Origin of the sequence: Streptomyces sp. NPDC057950 (assembly GCF_042887295.1) — a bacterium.
GTDB lineage: Bacteria > Actinomycetota > Actinomycetes > Streptomycetales > Streptomycetaceae > Streptomyces > Streptomyces kaempferi.
Genome location: NZ_JBHVPP010000005.1, coordinates 114,066 through 133,013, shown reverse-complemented (window position 1 = coordinate 133,013; position 18,948 = coordinate 114,066). Strand labels below are relative to the sequence as shown.

The 18,948-nt window shown below is 69.3% G+C and carries 21 protein-coding genes; 14 read left to right on the top strand and 7 right to left on the bottom strand.

From position 1 onward, the window contains the following. Window positions 1-280 precede the first annotated feature (280 nt). On the top strand, window positions 281-832 hold the full coding sequence (locus ACFVTC_RS11320; protein ID WP_390126503.1) for a dTDP-4-dehydrorhamnose 3,5-epimerase family protein: 552 nt from the start codon (window positions 281-283) through the stop codon (window positions 830-832). Beyond that, the gene (locus tag ACFVTC_RS11315) at window positions 748-2,154 is read left to right on the top strand and encodes a class I SAM-dependent methyltransferase (protein ID WP_390126338.1); all 1,407 of its coding nucleotides are present in this window, start codon (window positions 748-750) and stop codon (window positions 2,152-2,154) included. Before ACFVTC_RS11320 ends, ACFVTC_RS11315 begins: the two co-directional genes overlap by 85 nt. Here the strand turns inward: ACFVTC_RS11315 and ACFVTC_RS11310 are convergent. Then, complete coding sequence (locus tag ACFVTC_RS11310; RefSeq protein ID WP_390126337.1) at window positions 2,084-2,548, bottom strand: hypothetical protein; 465 nt, start codon at window positions 2,546-2,548, stop codon at window positions 2,084-2,086. The genes ACFVTC_RS11315 and ACFVTC_RS11310 overlap by 71 nt on opposite strands. 223 nt (window positions 2,549-2,771) lie before the next feature. Between ACFVTC_RS11310 and ACFVTC_RS11305 the strand changes: the two genes are divergently transcribed. The 6 genes from ACFVTC_RS11305 to ACFVTC_RS11280 all read left to right on the top strand — a co-directional run bounded on the left by ACFVTC_RS11305 (window position 2,772) and on the right by ACFVTC_RS11280 (window position 7,869). After that, window positions 2,772-3,278, top strand: coding sequence for a VOC family protein (locus ACFVTC_RS11305; RefSeq protein WP_390126336.1), 507 nt, complete (start codon window positions 2,772-2,774; stop codon window positions 3,276-3,278). A 73-nt stretch (window positions 3,279-3,351) separates the two neighbouring features. Then, window positions 3,352-4,101: an SDR family NAD(P)-dependent oxidoreductase gene (locus tag ACFVTC_RS11300; RefSeq protein ID WP_390126334.1), complete on the top strand. Its 750-nt coding sequence runs from the start codon at window positions 3,352-3,354 to the stop codon at window positions 4,099-4,101. Continuing rightward, window positions 4,098-4,889, top strand: coding sequence for a hypothetical protein (locus ACFVTC_RS11295; protein ID WP_390126333.1), 792 nt, complete (start codon window positions 4,098-4,100; stop codon window positions 4,887-4,889). Before ACFVTC_RS11300 ends, ACFVTC_RS11295 begins: the two co-directional genes overlap by 4 nt. Window positions 4,890-4,938: 49 nt before the next feature. After that, window positions 4,939-5,646, top strand: coding sequence for an SDR family NAD(P)-dependent oxidoreductase (locus ACFVTC_RS11290; protein WP_390126332.1), 708 nt, complete (start codon window positions 4,939-4,941; stop codon window positions 5,644-5,646). A 25-nt stretch (window positions 5,647-5,671) separates the two neighbouring features. Next, complete coding sequence (gene rfbG / locus ACFVTC_RS11285; protein WP_390126331.1) at window positions 5,672-6,739, top strand: CDP-glucose 4,6-dehydratase; 1,068 nt, start codon at window positions 5,672-5,674, stop codon at window positions 6,737-6,739. Beyond that, entirely contained in the window at window positions 6,736-7,869 is a 1,134-nt protein-coding gene (locus ACFVTC_RS11280; RefSeq protein ID WP_390126329.1) for a DegT/DnrJ/EryC1/StrS family aminotransferase, read from the top strand. The genes rfbG and ACFVTC_RS11280 overlap by 4 nt, the downstream gene beginning before the upstream one ends. Before the next feature lie 6 nt (window positions 7,870-7,875). Here the strand turns inward: ACFVTC_RS11280 and ACFVTC_RS11275 are convergent, their stop codons facing one another. From ACFVTC_RS11275 to ACFVTC_RS11260, 4 genes are all read right to left on the bottom strand, one after another. Next, window positions 7,876-8,571, bottom strand: a complete 696-nt coding sequence (locus ACFVTC_RS11275) for a sugar phosphate nucleotidyltransferase (RefSeq protein ID WP_390126327.1) — start codon at window positions 8,569-8,571, stop codon at window positions 7,876-7,878. Window positions 8,572-8,670: 99 nt separating this feature from the next. Then, window positions 8,671-9,168 (bottom strand): NUDIX domain-containing protein, encoded by a 498-nt coding sequence (locus ACFVTC_RS11270; RefSeq protein WP_390126325.1) that lies wholly within the window; start codon window positions 9,166-9,168, stop codon window positions 8,671-8,673. Between the two features lie 27 nt (window positions 9,169-9,195). After that, the gene (locus tag ACFVTC_RS11265) at window positions 9,196-9,333 is read right to left on the bottom strand and encodes a hypothetical protein (protein ID WP_390126324.1); all 138 of its coding nucleotides are present in this window, start codon (window positions 9,331-9,333) and stop codon (window positions 9,196-9,198) included. A 483-nt stretch (window positions 9,334-9,816) separates the two neighbouring features. Further along, complete coding sequence (locus ACFVTC_RS11260) at window positions 9,817-10,035, bottom strand: hypothetical protein (RefSeq protein WP_390126323.1); 219 nt, start codon at window positions 10,033-10,035, stop codon at window positions 9,817-9,819. Between the two features lie 278 nt (window positions 10,036-10,313). Between ACFVTC_RS11260 and panD the strand changes: the two genes are divergently transcribed. From panD to ACFVTC_RS11245, 3 genes are all read left to right on the top strand, one after another. Beyond that, the gene (gene panD, locus ACFVTC_RS11255) at window positions 10,314-10,733 is read left to right on the top strand and encodes an aspartate 1-decarboxylase (RefSeq protein WP_390126321.1); all 420 of its coding nucleotides are present in this window, start codon (window positions 10,314-10,316) and stop codon (window positions 10,731-10,733) included. A gap of 110 nt (window positions 10,734-10,843) precedes the next feature. Continuing rightward, a complete protein-coding gene (locus ACFVTC_RS11250) occupies window positions 10,844-11,188 on the top strand; it encodes a GNAT family N-acetyltransferase (RefSeq protein WP_390126320.1) in 345 nt (114 codons plus the stop codon). Between the two features lie 53 nt (window positions 11,189-11,241). Continuing rightward, the gene (locus ACFVTC_RS11245) at window positions 11,242-11,931 is read left to right on the top strand and encodes an aspartate/glutamate racemase family protein (protein WP_390126502.1); all 690 of its coding nucleotides are present in this window, start codon (window positions 11,242-11,244) and stop codon (window positions 11,929-11,931) included. Window positions 11,932-12,431: 500 nt separating this feature from the next. On the opposite strand, the gene gndA is transcribed toward ACFVTC_RS11245, so the two are convergent. Continuing rightward, window positions 12,432-13,871, bottom strand: a complete 1,440-nt coding sequence (gene gndA / locus ACFVTC_RS11240) for an NADP-dependent phosphogluconate dehydrogenase (RefSeq protein ID WP_390126318.1) — start codon at window positions 13,869-13,871, stop codon at window positions 12,432-12,434. A gap of 374 nt (window positions 13,872-14,245) precedes the next feature. Here gndA and ACFVTC_RS11235 point away from each other — a divergent pair, with 374 nt between their 5' ends. Further along, entirely contained in the window at window positions 14,246-15,466 is a 1,221-nt protein-coding gene (locus ACFVTC_RS11235) for a transglycosylase family protein (protein ID WP_390126317.1), read from the top strand. On the opposite strand, the gene ACFVTC_RS11230 is transcribed toward ACFVTC_RS11235, so the two are convergent. Beyond that, window positions 15,456-16,664, bottom strand: a complete 1,209-nt coding sequence (locus ACFVTC_RS11230) for a DMT family transporter (protein WP_390126315.1) — start codon at window positions 16,662-16,664, stop codon at window positions 15,456-15,458. The two genes, ACFVTC_RS11235 and ACFVTC_RS11230, sit on opposite strands and share 11 nt — an antisense overlap. Window positions 16,665-16,874: 210 nt before the next feature. On the opposite strand from ACFVTC_RS11230, the gene ACFVTC_RS11225 reads away from it, so the two are divergent. Beyond that, entirely contained in the window at window positions 16,875-17,642 is a 768-nt protein-coding gene (locus tag ACFVTC_RS11225; RefSeq protein WP_390126314.1) for a (2Fe-2S)-binding protein, read from the top strand. A 74-nt stretch (window positions 17,643-17,716) separates the two neighbouring features. Then, window positions 17,717-18,868: a glycogen synthase gene (glgA, locus tag ACFVTC_RS11220; protein WP_390126501.1), complete on the top strand. Its 1,152-nt coding sequence runs from the start codon at window positions 17,717-17,719 to the stop codon at window positions 18,866-18,868. Window positions 18,869-18,948: the final 80 nt, after the last annotated feature.

Sequence of the window (18,948 nt, the reverse complement as noted above, 5' to 3'; positions counted from 1 at the left end):
AGGGATTTCCCTCTCTCTTTGGCAGGAGGCGGGCTGGCGCTCCGTCGGGCATGGATACTACGGGCACGAGTTCCGGTTCGAGAGGCATTGTCGCCCGTGCGAGTGGCTGTGACTGTGACTTCCGTACCGACTCAGCTCTTTGGTGTACGCGCGCGGGCTGTGCCACTGCGAGCGTACCGTCCAAGGTACCCAACGCAGCATCAGGGCAACAGATATGACGGATCGTCAGTACTTTGGTCCGCTTGTCAGCGTCGGCGGCGGATGCTTTCATCGGGGTGTGATGGTCTTCCGTCGCACGGAGTTGGACGGCCTCGTGGAAATCACGCGGACGCCACGGGAGGACGCGCGGGGCAGATTCGCGCGGATCTTCGACAGTCAAGACCTGCTCACCGTCGGTTGGCACTGGTCCATCGGCCATGTGAATTTTTCCGAGACCTCCAGAGCCGGGACCGTCCGTGGGCTTCACTATCAGGTGCCTCCCAGCACGGAGGCCAAGCTCGTCACCTGCGTCCGGGGCGAGATCTGGGACGTCGCCGTGGACATCCGCACCGGGTCGCCGACGTTTCTCGGATGGTGCGCGCGAACCCTCAGTGGAGACAGGCTGAACAGCATGCTCGTACCACCGGGCTTCGCCCATGGGTTCCAAGCGATGTCCGACCACGTGTCCGTGATGTACCTCCACAGCGGCGCGTACGCGCCGCAGGACGAGCGCGGACTCCACGCGGAGGACGAGCGGCTCCGCGTGACATGGCCGTTGCCGGTCTGTCGGCTGTCAGAACGGGACAGCTCGTTTCCTCTCCTCGATCCTGGGTTCACGGGAGTGACGCCATGAGATGCAGGTCCTGTGCGTCCGCGTTGGGTGACCCAGTGCTCGACCTGGGCTTCGCGCCGCCGTCGAACGCGTACCTGTCGGCTGCTCGGCTCAGTGAGCCTGAGGTTCATCTGCCGCTGCGCGCACGCTTCTGCACCACGTGCACACTGCTCCAACTGGAGGACCACTCCGATCCACAGTTGCTCTTCACGCCCGACTACGCCTACCGGTCCGGAACGTCGCGGTTCTGGCTGGCACACGTGGCGGCGTTCGCCAATGAGGCCATCGCGCGGCTGGGTCTGGACGAGCGGTCCCAGGTCGTGGAGATCGGATGCAACGACGGGCACCTGCTCGGCATCTTCGCCGCGCGTGGGATTCCAAGTCTCGGGATCGAACCGGCCGCCGAGGCCGCCCAGACTGCACGTGCAGCCGGAATGGAGATCATCGAAGAGTTCTTCTCGGCGCATCTGGCGGCTGACGTCGCGAAACGGCGAGGCCGGGCCGACCTGGTCGTCGCCAATAACGTCTTCGCCCATGTGCCGGACATCAACGGCTTCGCCGCGGGGCTCGGCGCCATCATGAAGCCGCACGGTGTGGTGACCCTGGAATTCCCGCACGTGCTCAGTCTGCTGCGCCATGCCCAATTCGACACGATCTACCACGAGCACTTCTCCTACCTGTCGCTGCGGTCCGCCCGCCATGTGTTGGAAGGGGCCGGGCTCGAGGTCTTCGACGTGGAACGGCTGACCACACACGGCGGAAGCCTGCGTATCCATGTTCAGCGTCAGGGTGCGGACCGGTCCGTCTCCCCTCGCGTGCACCGACTCGTCCGGGCGGAGACCGAGGCGGGTTTGGAGGAGCGCGGGACCTACGCGCAACTCCAGGGCAGAGCCGAGAGGATCAAGGACGATCTGCTGCACTTCTTGCTCGACGCGAGACGCCGAAAAGCGCGGGTCGCCGCGTACGGTGCCGCGGCGAAGGGCAATACACTGCTGAACTTCGCCGGCGTGCGCCCTGACCTGTTGCCCGTCGTGTATGACGCGGCACCCTCGAAGCAGGGCAAGTACCTGCCGGGGAGTCACATCCCGATCAGGCCGCCCTCGTCGCTCGGGGCCGGTGACTGGGACTACGTCCTCATTCTGCCCTGGAACCTGGCCGACGAGGTGGTTGCGCAGTTGCAGACCTCGGTGGCGGCCGGGACGGCGTTCCTTGTGGCCGTGCCCGAACTCACGGTGCTGACGACCACTGGTCCAGGGGAGCCAGCTCCGGCGATCACCGGAACAACTGAGTGGCCCATCCGACGAGCTGGTGCGCGACCTCGGCAAGACCCGTCAGCGATGTGACCGTGCCGGCCATTCTTCCGAGCAGCTGACTGATCGAATCGACCTTGTGAATGATCAGGTCGGTGTCTGGTTCGTCCTCCTCGGTCTGCGAGGTGACGGTCTCGACGTCCTCGACGACGGATCGCTTGAGACCGGGACTCAGCTCCGCACGCTCGAGTTGTTCCACGAAGTCCGCCAGCGCCTTCTGGAACCCGGCGACGGAGACGTCGTCCGAGCTTCCGGCCGCTCCTGCGCCGGTCGTGCCGACGGACAGATGACCCACCGATCCGTGGACGACGGACTTGACGCTGTCCTTGCCCACGAAGTCGCCGCCGCCGGTGTCGACATTGCCGCCCACAAATGCTCCGCCGCCGGTGTTCAGGTGCTGGGGCTGCTGCCGATCGTCCGAGGCCACGGTGGCTCCTTCCGCCGTTTCTGGATAACCGTCGAATTCTAGGGTCGGCGTAGTGGGTGCGGCGACACCGCGACAGTCGTAGATGAGACACGCCAGTCAACGGAGGTGCGGCCGTGTCCCGCCTTGGACGGGGTGCCGCATCCCGGGCCATCGACAGGGCAGAAGGCCTCCATTAGCCTGGCGAAGGCCGGGCGAGTGACTGTCATGCTCATGGGGGAGAGCCGTGGTGGTACAGCAACCGAGCAAGCAGTCGGCTCCGAGGGTGGTGGCGCCGCACCACATCGGCATCCACGTCACGTCCATCGACGCTGCTCTTCCGTTCTTCGTGGACGTCCTCGGACTGGAAGTCGCCTTTCGTTGGTCACCCCGCGCGCCCTACCTCGGGACGCTGTTGGCCGATCCCGGGTACGAGATGGAGGCGGTCGTTCTGCGCGTAGCCGGTTCCACCTTCGCGGTGGAACTCGTGCACTTCGGGCACATCTCTGTCCGGGCCGCGGACGCCCGCAGTGCGGCGCCCGGCACTGCCCACCTCGCCCTCGCCGTGTCCGACGTCGACGCCATGTGCCGGCGGGTCAGGGAAGCCGGGTACGAGTTGCTGTCCGATCCGGTCGTACCGACCATCGGTCCCATCTGTGGCGGCAAGGTCGTCCTCGTCCTCGGACCCGACGGTGTACGGGTGGAACTCATCGAGTCTCCGCGCTGGTTGCACGACACCGACCACCTGCCCTGACGGTCGCCGCGGCACTCGACACCGGGCGCGCGGGCCCGATCACCGACGTGCGGTCAACGCGGAGGGAGACCGAGTGGAGACTCAGGACCGAGTGGTCATCACGGGGGCGGCTTCGGGGATCGGGCGCGCTGCCGCCCTCCTCTTCGCCGAGCGCGGTGTCGCCGTCGCCCTACTGGACCGCGAGCAGGCCGGTGCTGCTGTGGCCGCCGAGATACGGGACCGCGGAGGGGACGCCGTTTTCGTCACCTGCGACGTCTCCGACGCCGACAGCGTCAAGGACGCCTTCGCCGCTGTTGTTCCGCCGGGGACATACTTGTCCGGAGTCTGGAGCAACGCCGGTGTGGCGCACTACCAGGGCCTGGCTGAGACCTCCTTGGAGACGTGGAACGCGATTATCGGCACCAATTTGACGGCAGCGTTCCTCGTCACGCGCACGGCGCTCCCTTTCCTCGGCCGCGGCGCGTCGATCCTGTTCACCGGGTCGATCTCCTCGCTGCGCGGTGCGGAGAACTTCGCTGCCTACTGCGCCAGCAAGGGAGGCCTCATGATGTTCGCCAAGGCGCTCGCAAGGGAGTTGGCTCCCCGAGGCATTCGGGTGAACGTGATCGCACCCGGTGCCGTGGATACTCCGATGCAGCATGCCGACATGCTGTCCAGACCGGTTTCCTACGCCGAGGCCGTCGCGGCCGAGTTGGCCGCCCACCCCCTCGGCAGATACGCCTCACCCCGTGAGGTGGCCGAGTCGGCGTACTTCCTCATGTCCCCGGCCTCGTCGTTCACCACGGGTGCGACCCTTCTGGTCGACGGGGGATTCAGCGCATGACGGACGACCGGTATGGGGTGCGGGTACTGGAGTTCGGCCGCGCGGACGTCCGCGGACCGGAGGTCTTCTGGATGAGTCACTGGGACGAATGGGTCACCCTCGCCTTTTCGTCCGTGCTGATCCGCAACGCGTCCCGCCGCATCCTCGTCAATGCGGGGATGTCACGCGCCGATCCGGAATTGGACCGGCTTTGGGAGGAGTACTCCGGCCATCCCAGAGCGAGGATGCGCTTCGGCACCTCCGTCCGCGATCAGCTCAGTGCCCTGGGAATCGGCCCCGAGGCCGTCACCGACATCGTTCTCTCCCCGTTCCAGGCATATTCCGTCTCGGACGTACGGGAGTTCCCCCGAGCCACGTTGCACTTGCTGCGGTCGGGATGGGCCGAGTTCCTCGCACCGTCACGTTCCCACGTGCTCGACCAGACGCAGGCACGAGAGCTGTCCGTACCAAGAGGTGTCGTGGAGTACGTGTTGTTCGACGCCTGGAACCGGGTCAATCTCCTGGACGACCAGGATGTGATCGTGCCCGGGGTCACGTCGGTTGCCGTCGGCGTCCATCACCCCGAATCCCTCGCTGTCACCATCAGCACGCGGGACGGACCGGTGGTCTGGACCGACGGGATCTTCCATCACGAGAACTTCAGAAGGCGGACTCCGCTGGGACTCACCCGGTCGCTGGCCGAGTCCTCCCGGCTGCAGGAGTTCCTGGAGAGCTCCGGTGCCGTCGTTCTACCCGCATACGACTCGACTCTCACTGAACGGTACGCCCATGGCGTCGTGGCGGACTGACGCCAGAGACGACTCCGGCACGTATGACCTGGGCGGAAGGCGGGCCATCGTGACGGGAGCCGGACGGGGCATCGGTGCGGCGGTCGCCCGTCTGCTCGTGGACAGGGGCGCCGCGGTCTGCGTCGTCGACCGCAGCATGAGTCAGCTGGAGCTCTGGGGAAACACACCCGTCGCACGCGTGGCCGAGGACCTCTCGGCGGTCCCGTCGGCGTGCCGAGTGGTCGAGGCCGCCGAGCGGGAACTGGGCGGCGTCGATGTTTTGGTCCACGCGGCCGGCATCCTGAAGCGCACTCCGTTCTTCGAAGTCGACGTGGAGGACTGGGAGTTGCATCTCCGCACTAATCTCAGGAGCACGTTCTTCCTGGCGCAGGAATGCGCCCGGGTCATGCGCCGTCAGGGCACCGGAGGCCGTATCGTTGCCCTGGCCTCGGACGCCTGGTGGACGGGCGGATACGACGGCTCCCTCGCCTACGCCGCGAGCAAGGGAGGCGTAGTGACCCTCGTACGCGGTATCGCGCGCGAACTCGCGCCTCTGCGCATCACGGTCAACGCGATCGTGCCCGGACTCGTCGACACGGAGATGCTGCGTGGCCAGCTCTCCCCGGACGCGCTCGCGCGTCAGACCGCGGCCATTCCCTGGCAGCGCCCGGCCGACCCCTCGGAGATCGCCCGGGTTGTGGGATTCGTGGTCTCCGACGCGGCCGAGTACATGACGGGAGCGGTGTTCAACGTGAGCGGCGGTCTGCTGACGTACTGACGAATGCCTGGGGGTACGCGTGCATATGGGGCTGCTGAGCGAGGAGTTCTGGGCCGGGAAGCGGGTCTTCGTCACCGGGCACACCGGGTTCAAGGGCAGTTGGCTGGTCGTCCTGCTCGACCATCTGGGGGCTGAGGTGACCGGATACAGCCTGCCCACGGTCGATGATCCCAGCCTGTTCTCGGCAGCAGGTGTGCAGGACATCTGTCGGGACCTACGCGGAGACGTGCGAGACGTCCGCGCGCTCCACCGGGCGGTCGAGACCGCGCGGCCCCAGATCGTGGTGCACCTGGCGGCGCAGGCGATTGTCGCGCGCGGGTTCGCAGACCCGTTCGGCACTCTCTCCCACAATGTGCTGGGTACGGCGGGGCTGCTGGAAGCGGTGCGGTGCTGCGGAGCGGCGACCGCGGTCGTCGTGGCGACCACCGACAAGGTCTACCGGAACCGGGGTCCTGGAAACGGCTACGAGGAGGCCGACCTGCTCGGCGGGAACGAGCCGTACGGGGTGAGTAAAGCTTGCGCCGAACTCGTCACGGAGTGTTACCGCGATACCTTCCTGCGCCCGGCCGGAATCCGGGTCGCGAGCGCTCGTGCGGGGAATGTCGTGGGAGGTGGCGACTGGGGGGAGTCCAGGCTCGTTCCGGACATCGTCCGGGCGTGGCATGCGGGAAAGCCGGTCTTCGTGCGCAATCCCCGCCATGTGCGCCCCTGGCAGTACGTGCTCGACGTCCTCACGGGCTATCTCACTCTCGCCGAGAGACTCTGCCGGGGAGAGGCTCCGGACGGACCCTACAATTTCGGCCCACGCGCCGGCGACACCGTTGACGTGGCCTCCGTGGTAGCCCGAGCCCGGACTCTGTATCCGCAAGGGGAGGCGATCCTCGGCAGCGGGGAGAACGCCTCCTACGAATCGGACTGGCTGAGGATAGACGCGTCGAAGGCCCGCCGAGAGCTCGGTTTCGCCAACAGATTCGGCGTCGACGAAGCCATTCGGGAGACGTTCCGTTGGTACCGACTCGTCCACGAGGGCCAGGAGCCGCTGGCTGTGTGTCGGGACATGATCAGGGCCTACGAGAGCGGGGAGGTGGCATGACGCGGTACGACGGGATCCCTTATACCCGCCCCTCGATCACCGAACTGGAGATCGGCTACGTACTGGACGCCGCTACGCATGGGTGGGGTGAACACTGTTACGACTACATTCGGCGCTTTGAACGGGCATTCGCCGACCATGTGGGTGTTCCGTGTGCGGTGAGCACCTCCAGCGCGACCGGCGCCCTCCATCTGGGCCTGGCGGCTCTGGGGATCGGTCCGGGGGATGAGGTCATCGTTCCGGACATCACCTGGATAGCGTCTGTCGCCCCTGCCGTCCACCTCGGCGCGACGGTCCGCTTCGCCGACATCGACCCCGTGACCTGGTGCGTCACCCCTGAATCCGTGGAATCCCGATTTACGGACAGGACCCGTGCCGTGATCGCCGTACATCTCTACGGCAATCCCTGTGACGTCGTGGGGCTGTCAGAGCTGTGCGAGAGGCGAGGTGTCGCGTTGATCGAGGACGCGGCAGAGGGCATCGGGACGTTGATCGACGGACACCGGGCCGGCAGCCTCGGCCGGTTCTCAGTCTTCTCGTTCCATGGGACGAAGACGCTGACGTCCGGGGAAGGCGGCATGCTTGTGACGCGGGACACGGACCTCGCGGGTACGGTGCGCGTCCTCAACAACCATGGACGCGCGCCGGGGCGGGCCGCGGACTTCGTGCCGGAGACGATCGGTTACAAGTTCCGGATGTCCAACCTGCAGGCGGCGCTCGGACTCGGGCAGGTGGAGCGGCTTGATGAACTGGTGCGCAGAAAGACGCGGATCCTCGAGCTCTACCGTGAGCGTCTGGACGGGCTCCTCTCCGTGCGTCTGAACACGTGCAGGCAGCAGGACAGGCTCGGAGCCTGGATGCCGACTGCCGAATGCCTTGAGCCGGCCGGTATCCGTGGTCAATATCTGCGTGAGGTGTTCTTCGACGCGGGCATCGACGCCCGTGTCGTCTTCCCCAGCCTCTCCACGCTACCGATGTTCGAGCAGACCTCGGACGTCTGTCCCACTGCCCGCGTCTTCGCCCCGCGCGCCGTCAACCTGCCCAGCTACCACGACATGTCCATGGCCGAGATCGACCGTGTGTGTGCCACCCTGGAAAATGCGATCACCGGGTACGGGCGCCGGAGTTGAGCGGGACTACCACGTTCGCCACGGCGCCCTGCCGTGCCAGAGACGGTTCAGCAGTTCCATGTCCGTCGTGGTGTCCATCGGGTGCCAGAAGCCTTCGTGGCGGTACGCAGCCAACTGTCCACTGGCGGCCAGCTTGGGCAGTACTTCCTGTTCCAGGCTGGTCCCGTCACCTGCCACTAGACCGAGGACGCTCTTGTTGAGCACCATGAATCCGCCGTTGACCCAGATCGACTCCAGCGTCGTCTTCTCCTCGAAGCTGGTGACTGCGCTCCCGGACAGCGCAAGGGTGCCGAAACGCGAGGGTGGATGCACAGCGGTGATGGTTGCCTGCGGTCGCCGACTGAGGTGGAGACCGATGACTTCGGTCAACGGAACGTCGCTGAGGCCGTCGGCGTAGGTGAGGCAGAAAGTCTCCGGCAGTCGGTCGGCGAGCCGCAGAAGCCTACCTGCGGTGCTCGTGCTTTGGCCGGTGTCCACCACATCCACCGTCTCGTCGCCGGAGAAGGTCTGACTCAACTGCTCATAGCGATAGCCGCCTGCGATCACGGCATGGGAGACACCCGCGGCTTCGTAGGCTTTGAGAATGTGCCACAGGATGGGCCGACCACCGATCGTTACCAGTGGCTTGGGCCGGGAATCGGTGAGCCTGCCCAGGCGGCTTCCCCGCCCTCCCGCGAGAACTACCAGCGACAACGGCTCCACGTGTGATACATCCTTACATCAGCCTGGTCCGGACGTGTGTCAAGCCGTGCGATGGAGGAACCTGTACCGAGGCCAGCATAGAAAGCCGGGCTCGAACTCTCAACGGCGCTCGACGGCAACGGCCATGACGACAGGACGGAAGTCGGCGCTGCTCGCCACTTTCAGCGTGGCGAGGTCGTCCAGCGGGATCCAGCGGGCCAGATCCGCGTCCTTTCGCTCCCTTTCGTCGAAACCCGCGGTGCTCAGGCTTCCGCCGATCACCGTGGCGGTGACGTAGAACATCAGGCACTGGTAGGCCGCTCGTGCGACAGGGTCGTCCGGAGCCCAGACGAAGAAGGACTCCCGGACCGCCACGACAGGACCGGGGTCGACCCGCAGACCGGTCTCCTCTCTGACCTCCCGGGCGGCTGTCTCCGCAAGTGATTCTCCCAACTCGACGCCGCCGCCCGGCAGATCGAACCCCCTGTCCTTCTGCGGAACGAGCAGGACGGTGTTCTCCCGCAGCAGTACCGCGTAGACGCTCGGCCGCCAGGAGAGCTCCGTCAAAGGGATCTCGTGACGGAAGCCGTCGATGTCGATCCCCTCCACAGCCGTCATACGGTCAGCATGCCAAGTCCTCCGCGCCTACAGCCAGTCCCGCTTCTTGAAGAAGACAAACAGGGTCAGGTAAACCGAGCACATCAGGCCGATCGGGAAGGCGTGGTCGAACAGCAGGTGCGGTCGCCGTACGTGGCCGAAGTCCATGCCGCAGATCGTTCCCACCAGCGTCGGCGTGAGGGGACGGCGGCTACATGAGATCGTCTTGACCTCCGCGTTCTGCTCGGAGTAGCCGGGTGAATGGGGTGTCGATGAAGGAGCGGTCGCGAACCTCAGTGACGGGGCTCTCGGCGCGATCAAGGTCCCTGTTCCGTAGCCGGGTCGGGCCTGTGACGTGTGCGGTCGAACAGGTGCAGAGGGAAAGAGGCCGCGGTTCACACCTCACTCATCGAAGGAACGTCCTGAACGCCACAGACCAGCTCCTTTCCGGTTACACCGCCTGCACCAACGCAGCGGAGTTCGGAGCCGGCGTCTCCGTCTCGGCGCACCGGGGCTGCTGAACCATCTGCCTGCTGGCGGGCGGTGCGCCAAAGCTGGGCGCCTGTGCCCCTTCAGGCGCCCAGCGGCATTTCCATGTCCGCTCCCCGTCGGCACCACCGGCGTCCGGCACCTCGGCTCCGGCCCGGCGGGCGGCTCCGGTTGGCGTCCTCAGGGCGGCCAGGTGGCGGCGAGCGACTTGCGGCCGGTGGGGGTGGGAGCGACCCAGGTGCGGGGCCGTTTGCCGAAGCAGCCCTTGCGGACGCTCACGTACCGGTCTTCTCCAGCGCGGCGACGGTCTTGCTCGGTACGGAATCGGTGACCGCGCAGTAGTCCCGGCATGTCCCGGCGCAGGGCCCGTATCGCCGCCTCGTGGGCGACGGGGTTCACGCCGTCGCGCTCCAGGCGACGAGCAGTCCATGGTCGTGATCCACGATGTACCGGTGAACGCTCGAGGCGGCTTTCCGTACGTGCCTATGGCTGACGGCTTCGTGGCAGCATGAGTTCCGCAAGTCGCGCAGGCGGAAAGCCTCCCCACCGCAGCGCACGATGTTCTGCAAGGTTTTCGAGGCGAAGGCATGCCGGGACGGAGGCGTGCCGGGGTACAGTGACGAAAGCCCTTGACCTGCGACAAGCAGGCAGGGAGCCTACGTCCAGGAGTGCCCTCGATGCTGCGCACCATGTTCAAGTCCAAGATCCACCGTGCCACGGTCACCCAGGCCGACCTGCACTACGTCGGGTCCGTGACCATCGACGCCGATCTGCTCGACGCCGCGGATCTGCTGCCCGGAGAGCTCGTCCACATCGTCGACGTCACCAATGGCGCGCGCCTGGAGACGTACGTCATCGAGGGCGAGCGCGGCTCCGGGGTGGTGGGGATCAACGGTGCGGCGGCCCATCTCGTCCACCCCGGTGATCTGGTGATCATCATCAGTTACGCTCAGGTCTCCGACGCCGAGGCGCGGGCACTGCGGCCGCGGGTCGTGCACGTGGACCGCGACAACCGGATCGTGGCCCTGGGGGCCGATCCGTCCGCGCCGGTGCCGGGCTCGGACCAGGAACGCAGCCCCCAGGCGGTCACCGCCTGAGCCCCCGCCGAGAAAGTCCGGGGGCGTCCGAGGCCGTCCGCCCGACCGGCGGATCCGCGGGCCGGGGCCGAGGAACCAGGACCCGAGGAACCAGGACTCGAGGAGTACCCATGAGCGACATCGTGATCCGTGACGACCGGCCGGCCGGGCGTCTGGAGGCCCTCGCCGGGGACGAGGTGGTGGGCCACATCGAGTACTTCGTCCTCGAAGCCCCCGCGCCCGCCCTCGTCCCCGTGCACACCATCGTGGAGCCCGAGCACGAGGGAAAGGGCATCGCGGGCTCCCTCGCCCGTGAGCTGTACACCATCGCCGCACGCGAGGGCGTCGTGGTCGCGCCGCTGTGCCCGTACGTCGTGAAGTGGGCGGCGCGTCACCCCGAGGAGGCCCCCGCGGCCGACCCGGAGCTGCTGGACGCGGCGATGGAGTGGCTCCAGGCGCATCCCGGACGCTTCTGATGCCTCAGGCGCCTCGGAGGCATCTGACGCCTCGGAGGCCGGTCCCGGGCGGTGTGCTCGCCCTGCTGCACACCTCGCCCGTGCACGTTCCCGTGTTCGACGCGCTCCGCGACGAGGACCGTCCCGGCCTGGAACTGCGGCACACGGTGGACGAGGAACTGCTGGCCCGGGCCCGGATCGAGGGCCCGGCCGCGGTCGCGGGCGAGGTGCGGGAGGCGCTCCGCCGGGCCGTCGCGGACGGGGCGGGCGCCGTGCTGTGCACGTGCTCGACGATCGGCGGCATCGCCGAGCGGGCGGAGGCCGGTGTGCCCGTGCTGCGGGTGGACCGCCCGATGGCCGCCGCAGCGGTGGCCATCGGCCCGCGTGTCACGGTGGTGGCGGCGCTGGAGAGCACCCTGGCGCCGACGGTCGCCCTCGTCGAGGACGAGGCCCGCGCCGCCGGCCGGCCCGTGACGGTCCGCACCCTGCTGGCCCACGGCGCGTGGGCCCGCTTCGAGTCGGGCGACCGGGAGGGCTTCGCCGCCGCGGTCGCGGCGAGCGCGGACTCGGTCACCGGCGCCGATGTGATCGTCCTCGCCCAGGCGTCCATGGCGCCGGCCCAGCGGCTGGCCACGACCGTGGTTCCGGTCCTGTCGAGTCCCCGCCCGGGACTCGCGGCCGGGGCGGACGCGGTACGGCTCGCGCGGACCCGACCGGTCAGCGCGCAGAACCAACCGGTCCGCATCCCTCGCGCGACGGGGTGAGTGGGCGCGCGGGGGCCGGGTACGCGTGGGACAAGTCCAGAGCCGACGTACCGACAGGGACGTACCGACTGGCACGTACCGACTGGCTGGAGGACACGATGACGCATCCGCACCCCGAACCGGTGAAACCCGGTCCCACCCCCGGGCCGGGGCCCGACCGCCCGCAGCCCTTCCCGGACCCGAACCCCTTCCCCGAACCGACGCCGGACCCGGGTCCCCGTCCCACCCCGGAACCCACTCCGCCGCCGTCCCCCGCTCCTCCGCCGCCGGGACCGGGACCGGTGCCGCCCGGACCCGAGCCGGTACCGCAGCCCGAACCGGGACCACCCCTCTCCTGAGCAGCCAGGCGGACGGTGATCCGGTGGACGGTGATCCGGCGGACGGGAATCCGGCGAACGGGAATCCGGCGGGGTGGGACGAAGACACCCCGCGATCCGCACGACGACGAGGCCGTCACATCCCCGAGCCCGGGGATGTGACGGCCTCGGTGGTGCGGACGCCTACGCCTCGACCTCCGACCGGTCGTCGCCCCACAGCGTGTGGAACGAGCCCTCCCGGTCCGTACGCCGGTAGGTGTGCGCCCCGAAGAAGTCGCGCTGTCCCTGGGTCAGCGCGGCGGGCAGCCGCTCGGCGCGCAGCGCGTCGTAGTAGGCCAGGGCCGCGGAGAATCCGGGCGTCGGCACGCCCTGGCGGGTGGCGGCCACCACGACCTCGCGCCAGTCGTCCTGGGCCGCCGCGATCTCCTGCGCGAACGTGTCGTCGGACAGCAGGCTCGGCAGGTCCGGCCGGGCGTCGTACGCGGCGCGGATACGGTCCAGGAACGCCGCCCGGATGATGCAGCCGCCGCGCCAGATCGAGGCGACCGCGCCGAGGTCGATGTTCCAGTCGTACTCGTCGCTGCCGGCGGTGATCTCGTGGAAGCCCTGCGTGTACGACACGATCTTCGAGGCGTACAGCGCCTGCTCCACGCGGTCGGCGAAGGCCGCCGCGTCGACCTCGTCGAGCTGCTCCGCCGTGGGGCCCGCGAGGCCGCGCGAGGCCGCCCGCAGATCGGCGTGCCCGGACAGCGAGCGCGCGAAGACCGCCTCCGCGATACCGGAGACCGGGACTCCCAGGTCGAGCGCGATCTGCACGGTCCAGCGGCCCGTGCCCTTCTGCTCGGCGCGGTCCTCGACCACGTCCACGAACGGCTTGCCCGTCGCCGCGTCCACGTGCGACAGGACCTCCGCCGTGATCTCGATCAGGTACGAGTCGAGCCGGCCGGTGTTCCAGGTGCGGAAGATGTCGGCGATCTGCGCGGGGGAGTACCCGGCGACGTCGCGCAGCAGCTGGTAGGCCTCGCCGATCAGCTGCATGTCGGCGTACTCGATGCCGTTGTGGACCATCTTCACAAAGTGTCCGGCGCCGTCGGGGCCGACGTGCGTCACGCACGGGGCGCCGTCCTCGGCCTTCGCGGAGATCTTCTCCAGCATGGGGCCGAGCGACTCGTACGACTCCGGCGAGCCGCCGGGCATGATGCTCGGCCCGTTCAGCGCGCCCTCCTCGCCACCGGAGACACCGGTGCCGACGAAGTGGATGCCCTGTCCGCGCAGTTCGCGTTCCCGGCGCCGGGTGTCGGCGAAGTGCGCGTTCCCACCGTCGATGATCATGTCGCCGGGCTCGAGGAGCGGGGCGAACTCCTGGATCACCGCGTCGGTCGGCTCGCCCGCCTTCACCATGATCACCAGGCGCCGCGGCCGCTCCAGCGCGGCCACGAACTCCTTCGCCGTCTCCGCGGCCACGAAGCTGCCCTCGTGACCGAACTCCTCCACCAGCGCGTTCGTCTTGGCCACGGTGCGGTTGTGCACGGCGACCGTGTAGCCGTTGCGTGCGAAGTTGCGGGCGAGGTTGCGCCCCATGACCGCGAGACCCGTGACGCCGATCTGGGCTGAAGTGCTCATACGGTTGGCTCCTAAAGGTCCTGTAAGAGGTCCTGTATTCGGTAGTGCCGGTCGTGCTCGTCAGTATCGCCTCTGGCCATCATCGCCTCTGGCCATCCTGACGCGTCGAGGATGTGTACGCAGAACAACCCCTCGGTACCTCAGCCGTCGACGCGGTGAGGCGGGGGCGATCTCCACACGAGAGATATCACCCGGTGTTTCGGATCGCCGCGCACGCCGCTCTGCCGCGAGTGGCGCTCTTGGAGGGGAGGGCGCTCGCGGGCCGCCGGCCACCGGGCCAATCCCCGGCGCAGCACGGCTGATTGCCGTCTTGTCCTGGCCTGTTCGCAGCGTTTACTTTTGCCGCTCCTGACGCATGTCGAGGGGGCTCCCACATGGCCGTACGCGGCCGGCACCGCCGGTATCAGCCGAACAGGATCAACCGCGCCTCACTCACCGTCACGGCGGGCGGTGCCGGAATGGCCCTCCCGCTCATCGCCACCGGCGTGGCGCACGCGGCCGACGTGGACACCTGGAACAAGGTCGCCGCCTGCGAGTCCGGCGACAACTGGAGCATCAACACGGGCAACGGCTACTACGGGGGGCTGCAGTTCACCCAGTCCACCTGGGAGGCGTACGGCGGCAAGGTCTACGCCCACCGCGCGGATCAGGCCACCAAGGACCAGCAGATCGCCATCGCCGAGAAGGTGCTCAAGGGCCAGGGGCCCGGGGCCTGGCCGGTCTGCTCGGTACGCGCGGGCCTCACCCGCGGCGGCGGCACGCCCGCCGTCGACCCGTCCGGCGGCTCCTCGCGGCCGGCCACCGCGAGCACCTCGCCGCAGACGGCCAAGCGTTCGGTCCGTGACGTGAAGCCGCAGACCACGCCCCAATCGCACGCGGGCACGGCCGAGATGTACACCGTCGTCCACGGTGACACGCTCTCCGGCATCGCCGGCTCCCGGCACGTCGAGGGCGGATGGCAGCGGCTGTACGACACGAACCGCGCGACCGTGGGCTCCGACCCCGATCTGATCCTCCCCGGCCAGCGCCTGGACCTGCACGGCAAGGCCCAGGCGCCCGTGCACACGCCGGGCGCACCGGCGAAGCAGCCCGCGGATCACGGAAGCACCCCGCACAAGGCCGGCCCGCACAAGGCCACCCCGCACAAGACGACGCCGCACAGGACCACACCGGACCACTCCACCAAGCAGCACACGCTGGTCGCCCCCGTGAACGCCGCGACGGGGACGCAGTACCACGCCGCCGGCGCGTCCTGGTCGAAGGGCTACCACACGGGCGTCGACTTCCCGGTGCCCACCGGTACCTCGGTGAAGGCGGTCGCCGCGGGCCATGTCGTCAGCGCCGGCTGGGGCGGCTCGTTCGGCTACCAGGTGGTCATCCGGCACGCCGACGGCCGCTTCACGCAGTACGCCCACCTGTCGGCGATCTCCGTGAAGGACGGCCAGAGCGTGGGGGAGGGGCAGCGCATCGGCCGCTCCGGGTCCACGGGCAACAGCACGGGCCCGCATCTGCACTTCGAGGTGCGGACCGGGCCCGGCTTCGGTACCGACGTCGACCCGCTGGCGTACCTGCGGGCGGGCGGCGTCAGGATCTGACGCGGGTGCGCCGGGGCCTCGGGAGCGGCGTCGTCGGTATGTACGGCGCGTACAGAGGGCCAAAACCAGCCACACCCCCGGACGGCGCGTCCCGCGGTGACTCGCTCTCCGGGGACGGCGCCGTCACCGACGCCGGTACGGGGGGTACGAGGGCGTCCTCGCCGTGCCCCGCGGCCATCCCGTGCCCGACGTCGCCGGCGCGGGCCGGGGGGACGGCCCGGCCGGGAAGGACGGCGAGCAGCAGCAGTTCCTCGACGGGGTCCGGCGTCGCGGGGACGGGTTTCGGCGTCGCGGGGACGGCGACGGCCGTGTCGTCCGGCCCGGCGCACGCCGCGTCCTCGGCCGGGACGTCCTCGGCGGGACGCGGGGTGCTGCCGATCTGCTCCGTGGTGAGGAGGATCAGACCGCCCGCGGCGACGATCCCGCAGGCCAGTGCGAGCACGGTGCCTGTCTCGCCGTAGCGGAACGTCTCACCGAACATCGTGATGCCCACGGCGGCGGCGACGACGGGGTTCACGACCGTCAGCGTGGCCAGCGGCGCGGCGAGGCCGCCACCGCGGTAGGAGGCCTGCGACAGCAGCATCCCGGCCGTCGCGAAGACGCCGATGAGCGCGAGGCTCGGCAGGTCGGAGAGCGAGACCTGGTGCTCCCAGTCGACCGCGACCGTCTTGGTGAACACCGAGGACATGCTGAAGGCCGTGCCCGATCCCACCGCGAGCAGCACACTGCGCACGGCGGGGTGCCGGTGCGCGGCCCGGCCCGCGACCATGAACGCCACCACCGCGCCGCCGGCCACCACGGCCAGCACCGTGCGCTGGGTGCTGCTCAGGGACTGCGCGTCGGCCGAACCGACCAGGGCGAGCAGGACCGCGAGACCCACCGTGGCCATGATCGCGCCGCGCCAGGCGGTCGCCCCGGCCCTGCGGCCGACGAAGACCGCCGCCATCGGCAGGGCGAACACGATGGTCAGCGCGCCCAGCGGCTGCACCAGACTCAGCGGCCCGTAGGCGAGCGCGACCACGTGCAGCACGCCGCCGAGGCCGGACAGGGCGACGGCCGCCCACCAGCCGGGGCGGCGCAGCGGGGCGTACGTCTGGTCGGGAGAGGTCAGCGCGACCTGCTCCTGCACGATCGCGCCGCCCGCGTACGCGACGGCGGAGACGAACGAGAGCAGGACGGACAGCGCGAGCGCGCTCATGAGTCCCTCCTCGGCGTGCGGCGTGGGCGCGGTGCCCGGTGCGGCGAACGGTCGGCCTTCATGGTGACTACGATCCCTCGTTCGGCCCTTCACGTCGTCGTACCTGAGCAGGCAATGCGTACTACTGCCGATGGAGTACGACACGCGCCGTGTCCTCCCCTGGGTGGGCGACAGGAGGGGGAGGCCCGCCGGTGAAATCCCCTAGGGGACTTGGTACTACTGGTTTTCGTGGACCTCGACCCCGATCTCGCCGCGCTCGACGCGCTCGGTGGCTTCTCCGTACTACGCACCGGCGTGCCGCCGCGGGGGCCGCTGCCGACCCTCGCCCGGACGTACGCGGCGCCGGAAGTCGATCAGCCCGGAGAGGTTTACGGAGATCCGATAATTTTCCGTGTCCGGAAGGTCGCGGAGGGTCTGCGGGCCCCCGAACCCCGCGTCGCGGTGTCGGTGGCGCAGCAGGCGCTGGCGGCCCGCCTCTGGTCGATCGCGCTGGGCGCCGCGGCGGTCTACGGGCACCTGCCCGACCTCGATCCGGAACTGCTGCGCTGGGACCCGGACGGCAGCGCTCCGGACGACCTGTGGCTGTCCGAGGTGCGCGTCCTGCCCGTGACCGCGATCGGGACGGTCGTGGGCGAGGGCCATCTCCGTCCGCTGGAGACCGCCCTGCGGTCCCGGTACCGCGTCTCGCGGGGCCTGCTGCGGGGAAACGCGGCCTCCGCGCTGGCGGGCGCCTGGCGCCAGCTGGACCGCTGGGCCCGGACCCACGGCCGCACGGACGTGGCCGACCGGGCCCGCACCCTCGCCGTCGGCCTCCTCCGGGGGCCCGGTGCGGCCGGCACCCTCGACCCGCGCACCCTCCGCCGCCGCAGCTGCTGTCTCTACTACCGCCTGCCCGGCGGCGGCCTCTGCGGCGACTGCTGCTTCGACCGGCCGCCGGACCGCACCGGGGGCCGCGGGGGAACAACGCCCCGTTCCTGAGGGCCGTGGTCTTCCGCGCGCGCTCCTTGTGGGTGACCATGAGGGACACCGACCGGAACGACGGGGGGTTCTGTGTGCGAGTGGGACTGCTGACCCGGGAGTATCCGCCGGACGTGTACGGCGGCGCGGGCGTCCATGTCGAGTTCCTCGCCCGGGAGTTGCGCGCGCTCACCGAGCTGGACGTGCACTGCTGGGGCGAGGGCTCGGCGGACGGCGTCGTGCGCCACCGGCCCTGGTCCTCGCTCGACGGCGCCAACGACGCCCTGCGCACCTTCTCCGTGGACCTCGCCATCGCCGCCGCCCTCGAAGGCCGCGAACTCGTCCACTCGCACACCTGGTACGCCAACCTCGCCGGCCACTTCGGCAAGCTGCTGCACGGCATCCCGCACGTCATGACCGCGCACTCCCTGGAGCCGCTGCGCCCCTGGAAGGCCGAGCAGCTCGGCGGCGGTTACGCCCTCTCCAGCTGGGCCGAGCGCACCGCCATCGAGTCCGCCGACGCCGTCATCGCCGTCTCCGGAGCCATGCGCGAGGACATCCTTACCTGCTATCCGGCCCTGGACGCGGCGAGAGTGCGGGTCGTGCACAACGGCATCGACACCTCCCTCTACCGGCCCGATCCCGGCACGGACGTCCTCGACCGCATCGGCGTCGACACCGGCCGCCCCTACGTACTGTTCGTCGGCCGTATCACCCGGCAGAAGGGCGTCCCCCAACTCCTGCGCGCCGTGCGGGACATCGATCCGGCCGTGCAGGTGGTGCTGTGCGCCGGTGCCCCCGACACCCCCGAGATCGACCGGGAGTTCCGCGAACTCTTCCAGGAACTGAGCGGCGTCCGCGAGGGGGTGCACTGGATCCCGCAGATGCTGCCGCGCCAGGACGTGATCCAACTCCTCACGCACGCGGCCGTGTTCGTCTGCCCCTCCGTCTACGAGCCGCTGGGCATCGTCAACCTGGAGGCGATGGCCTGCGGAACGGCCGTCGTCGCGTCCCGGGTCGGCGGCATTCCCGAGGTCGTCGAGGACGGGGTGACGGGTGTTCTGGTGACGGTCGATCAGGACTTCGAGGCCGCGCTGGCACGCGCCCTCGACTCGGTTCTCGCCGATCCCCTGGCCGCCCGGCGGATGGGCGAGGCCGGACAGGAGCGCGCGGTACGGGAGTTCGGCTGGGACGCGGTGGCCCGAAGGACCGTCCAGTTGTACGAGGAAGTCCTCAAAGCGGGGTAACCATCGAAGAGGCGTACTTCGGCAACAGGGCCCCGTCCGGCAACCGGACGCGGCCCGAGCGGGCGTAGAGGGGCGGCGGC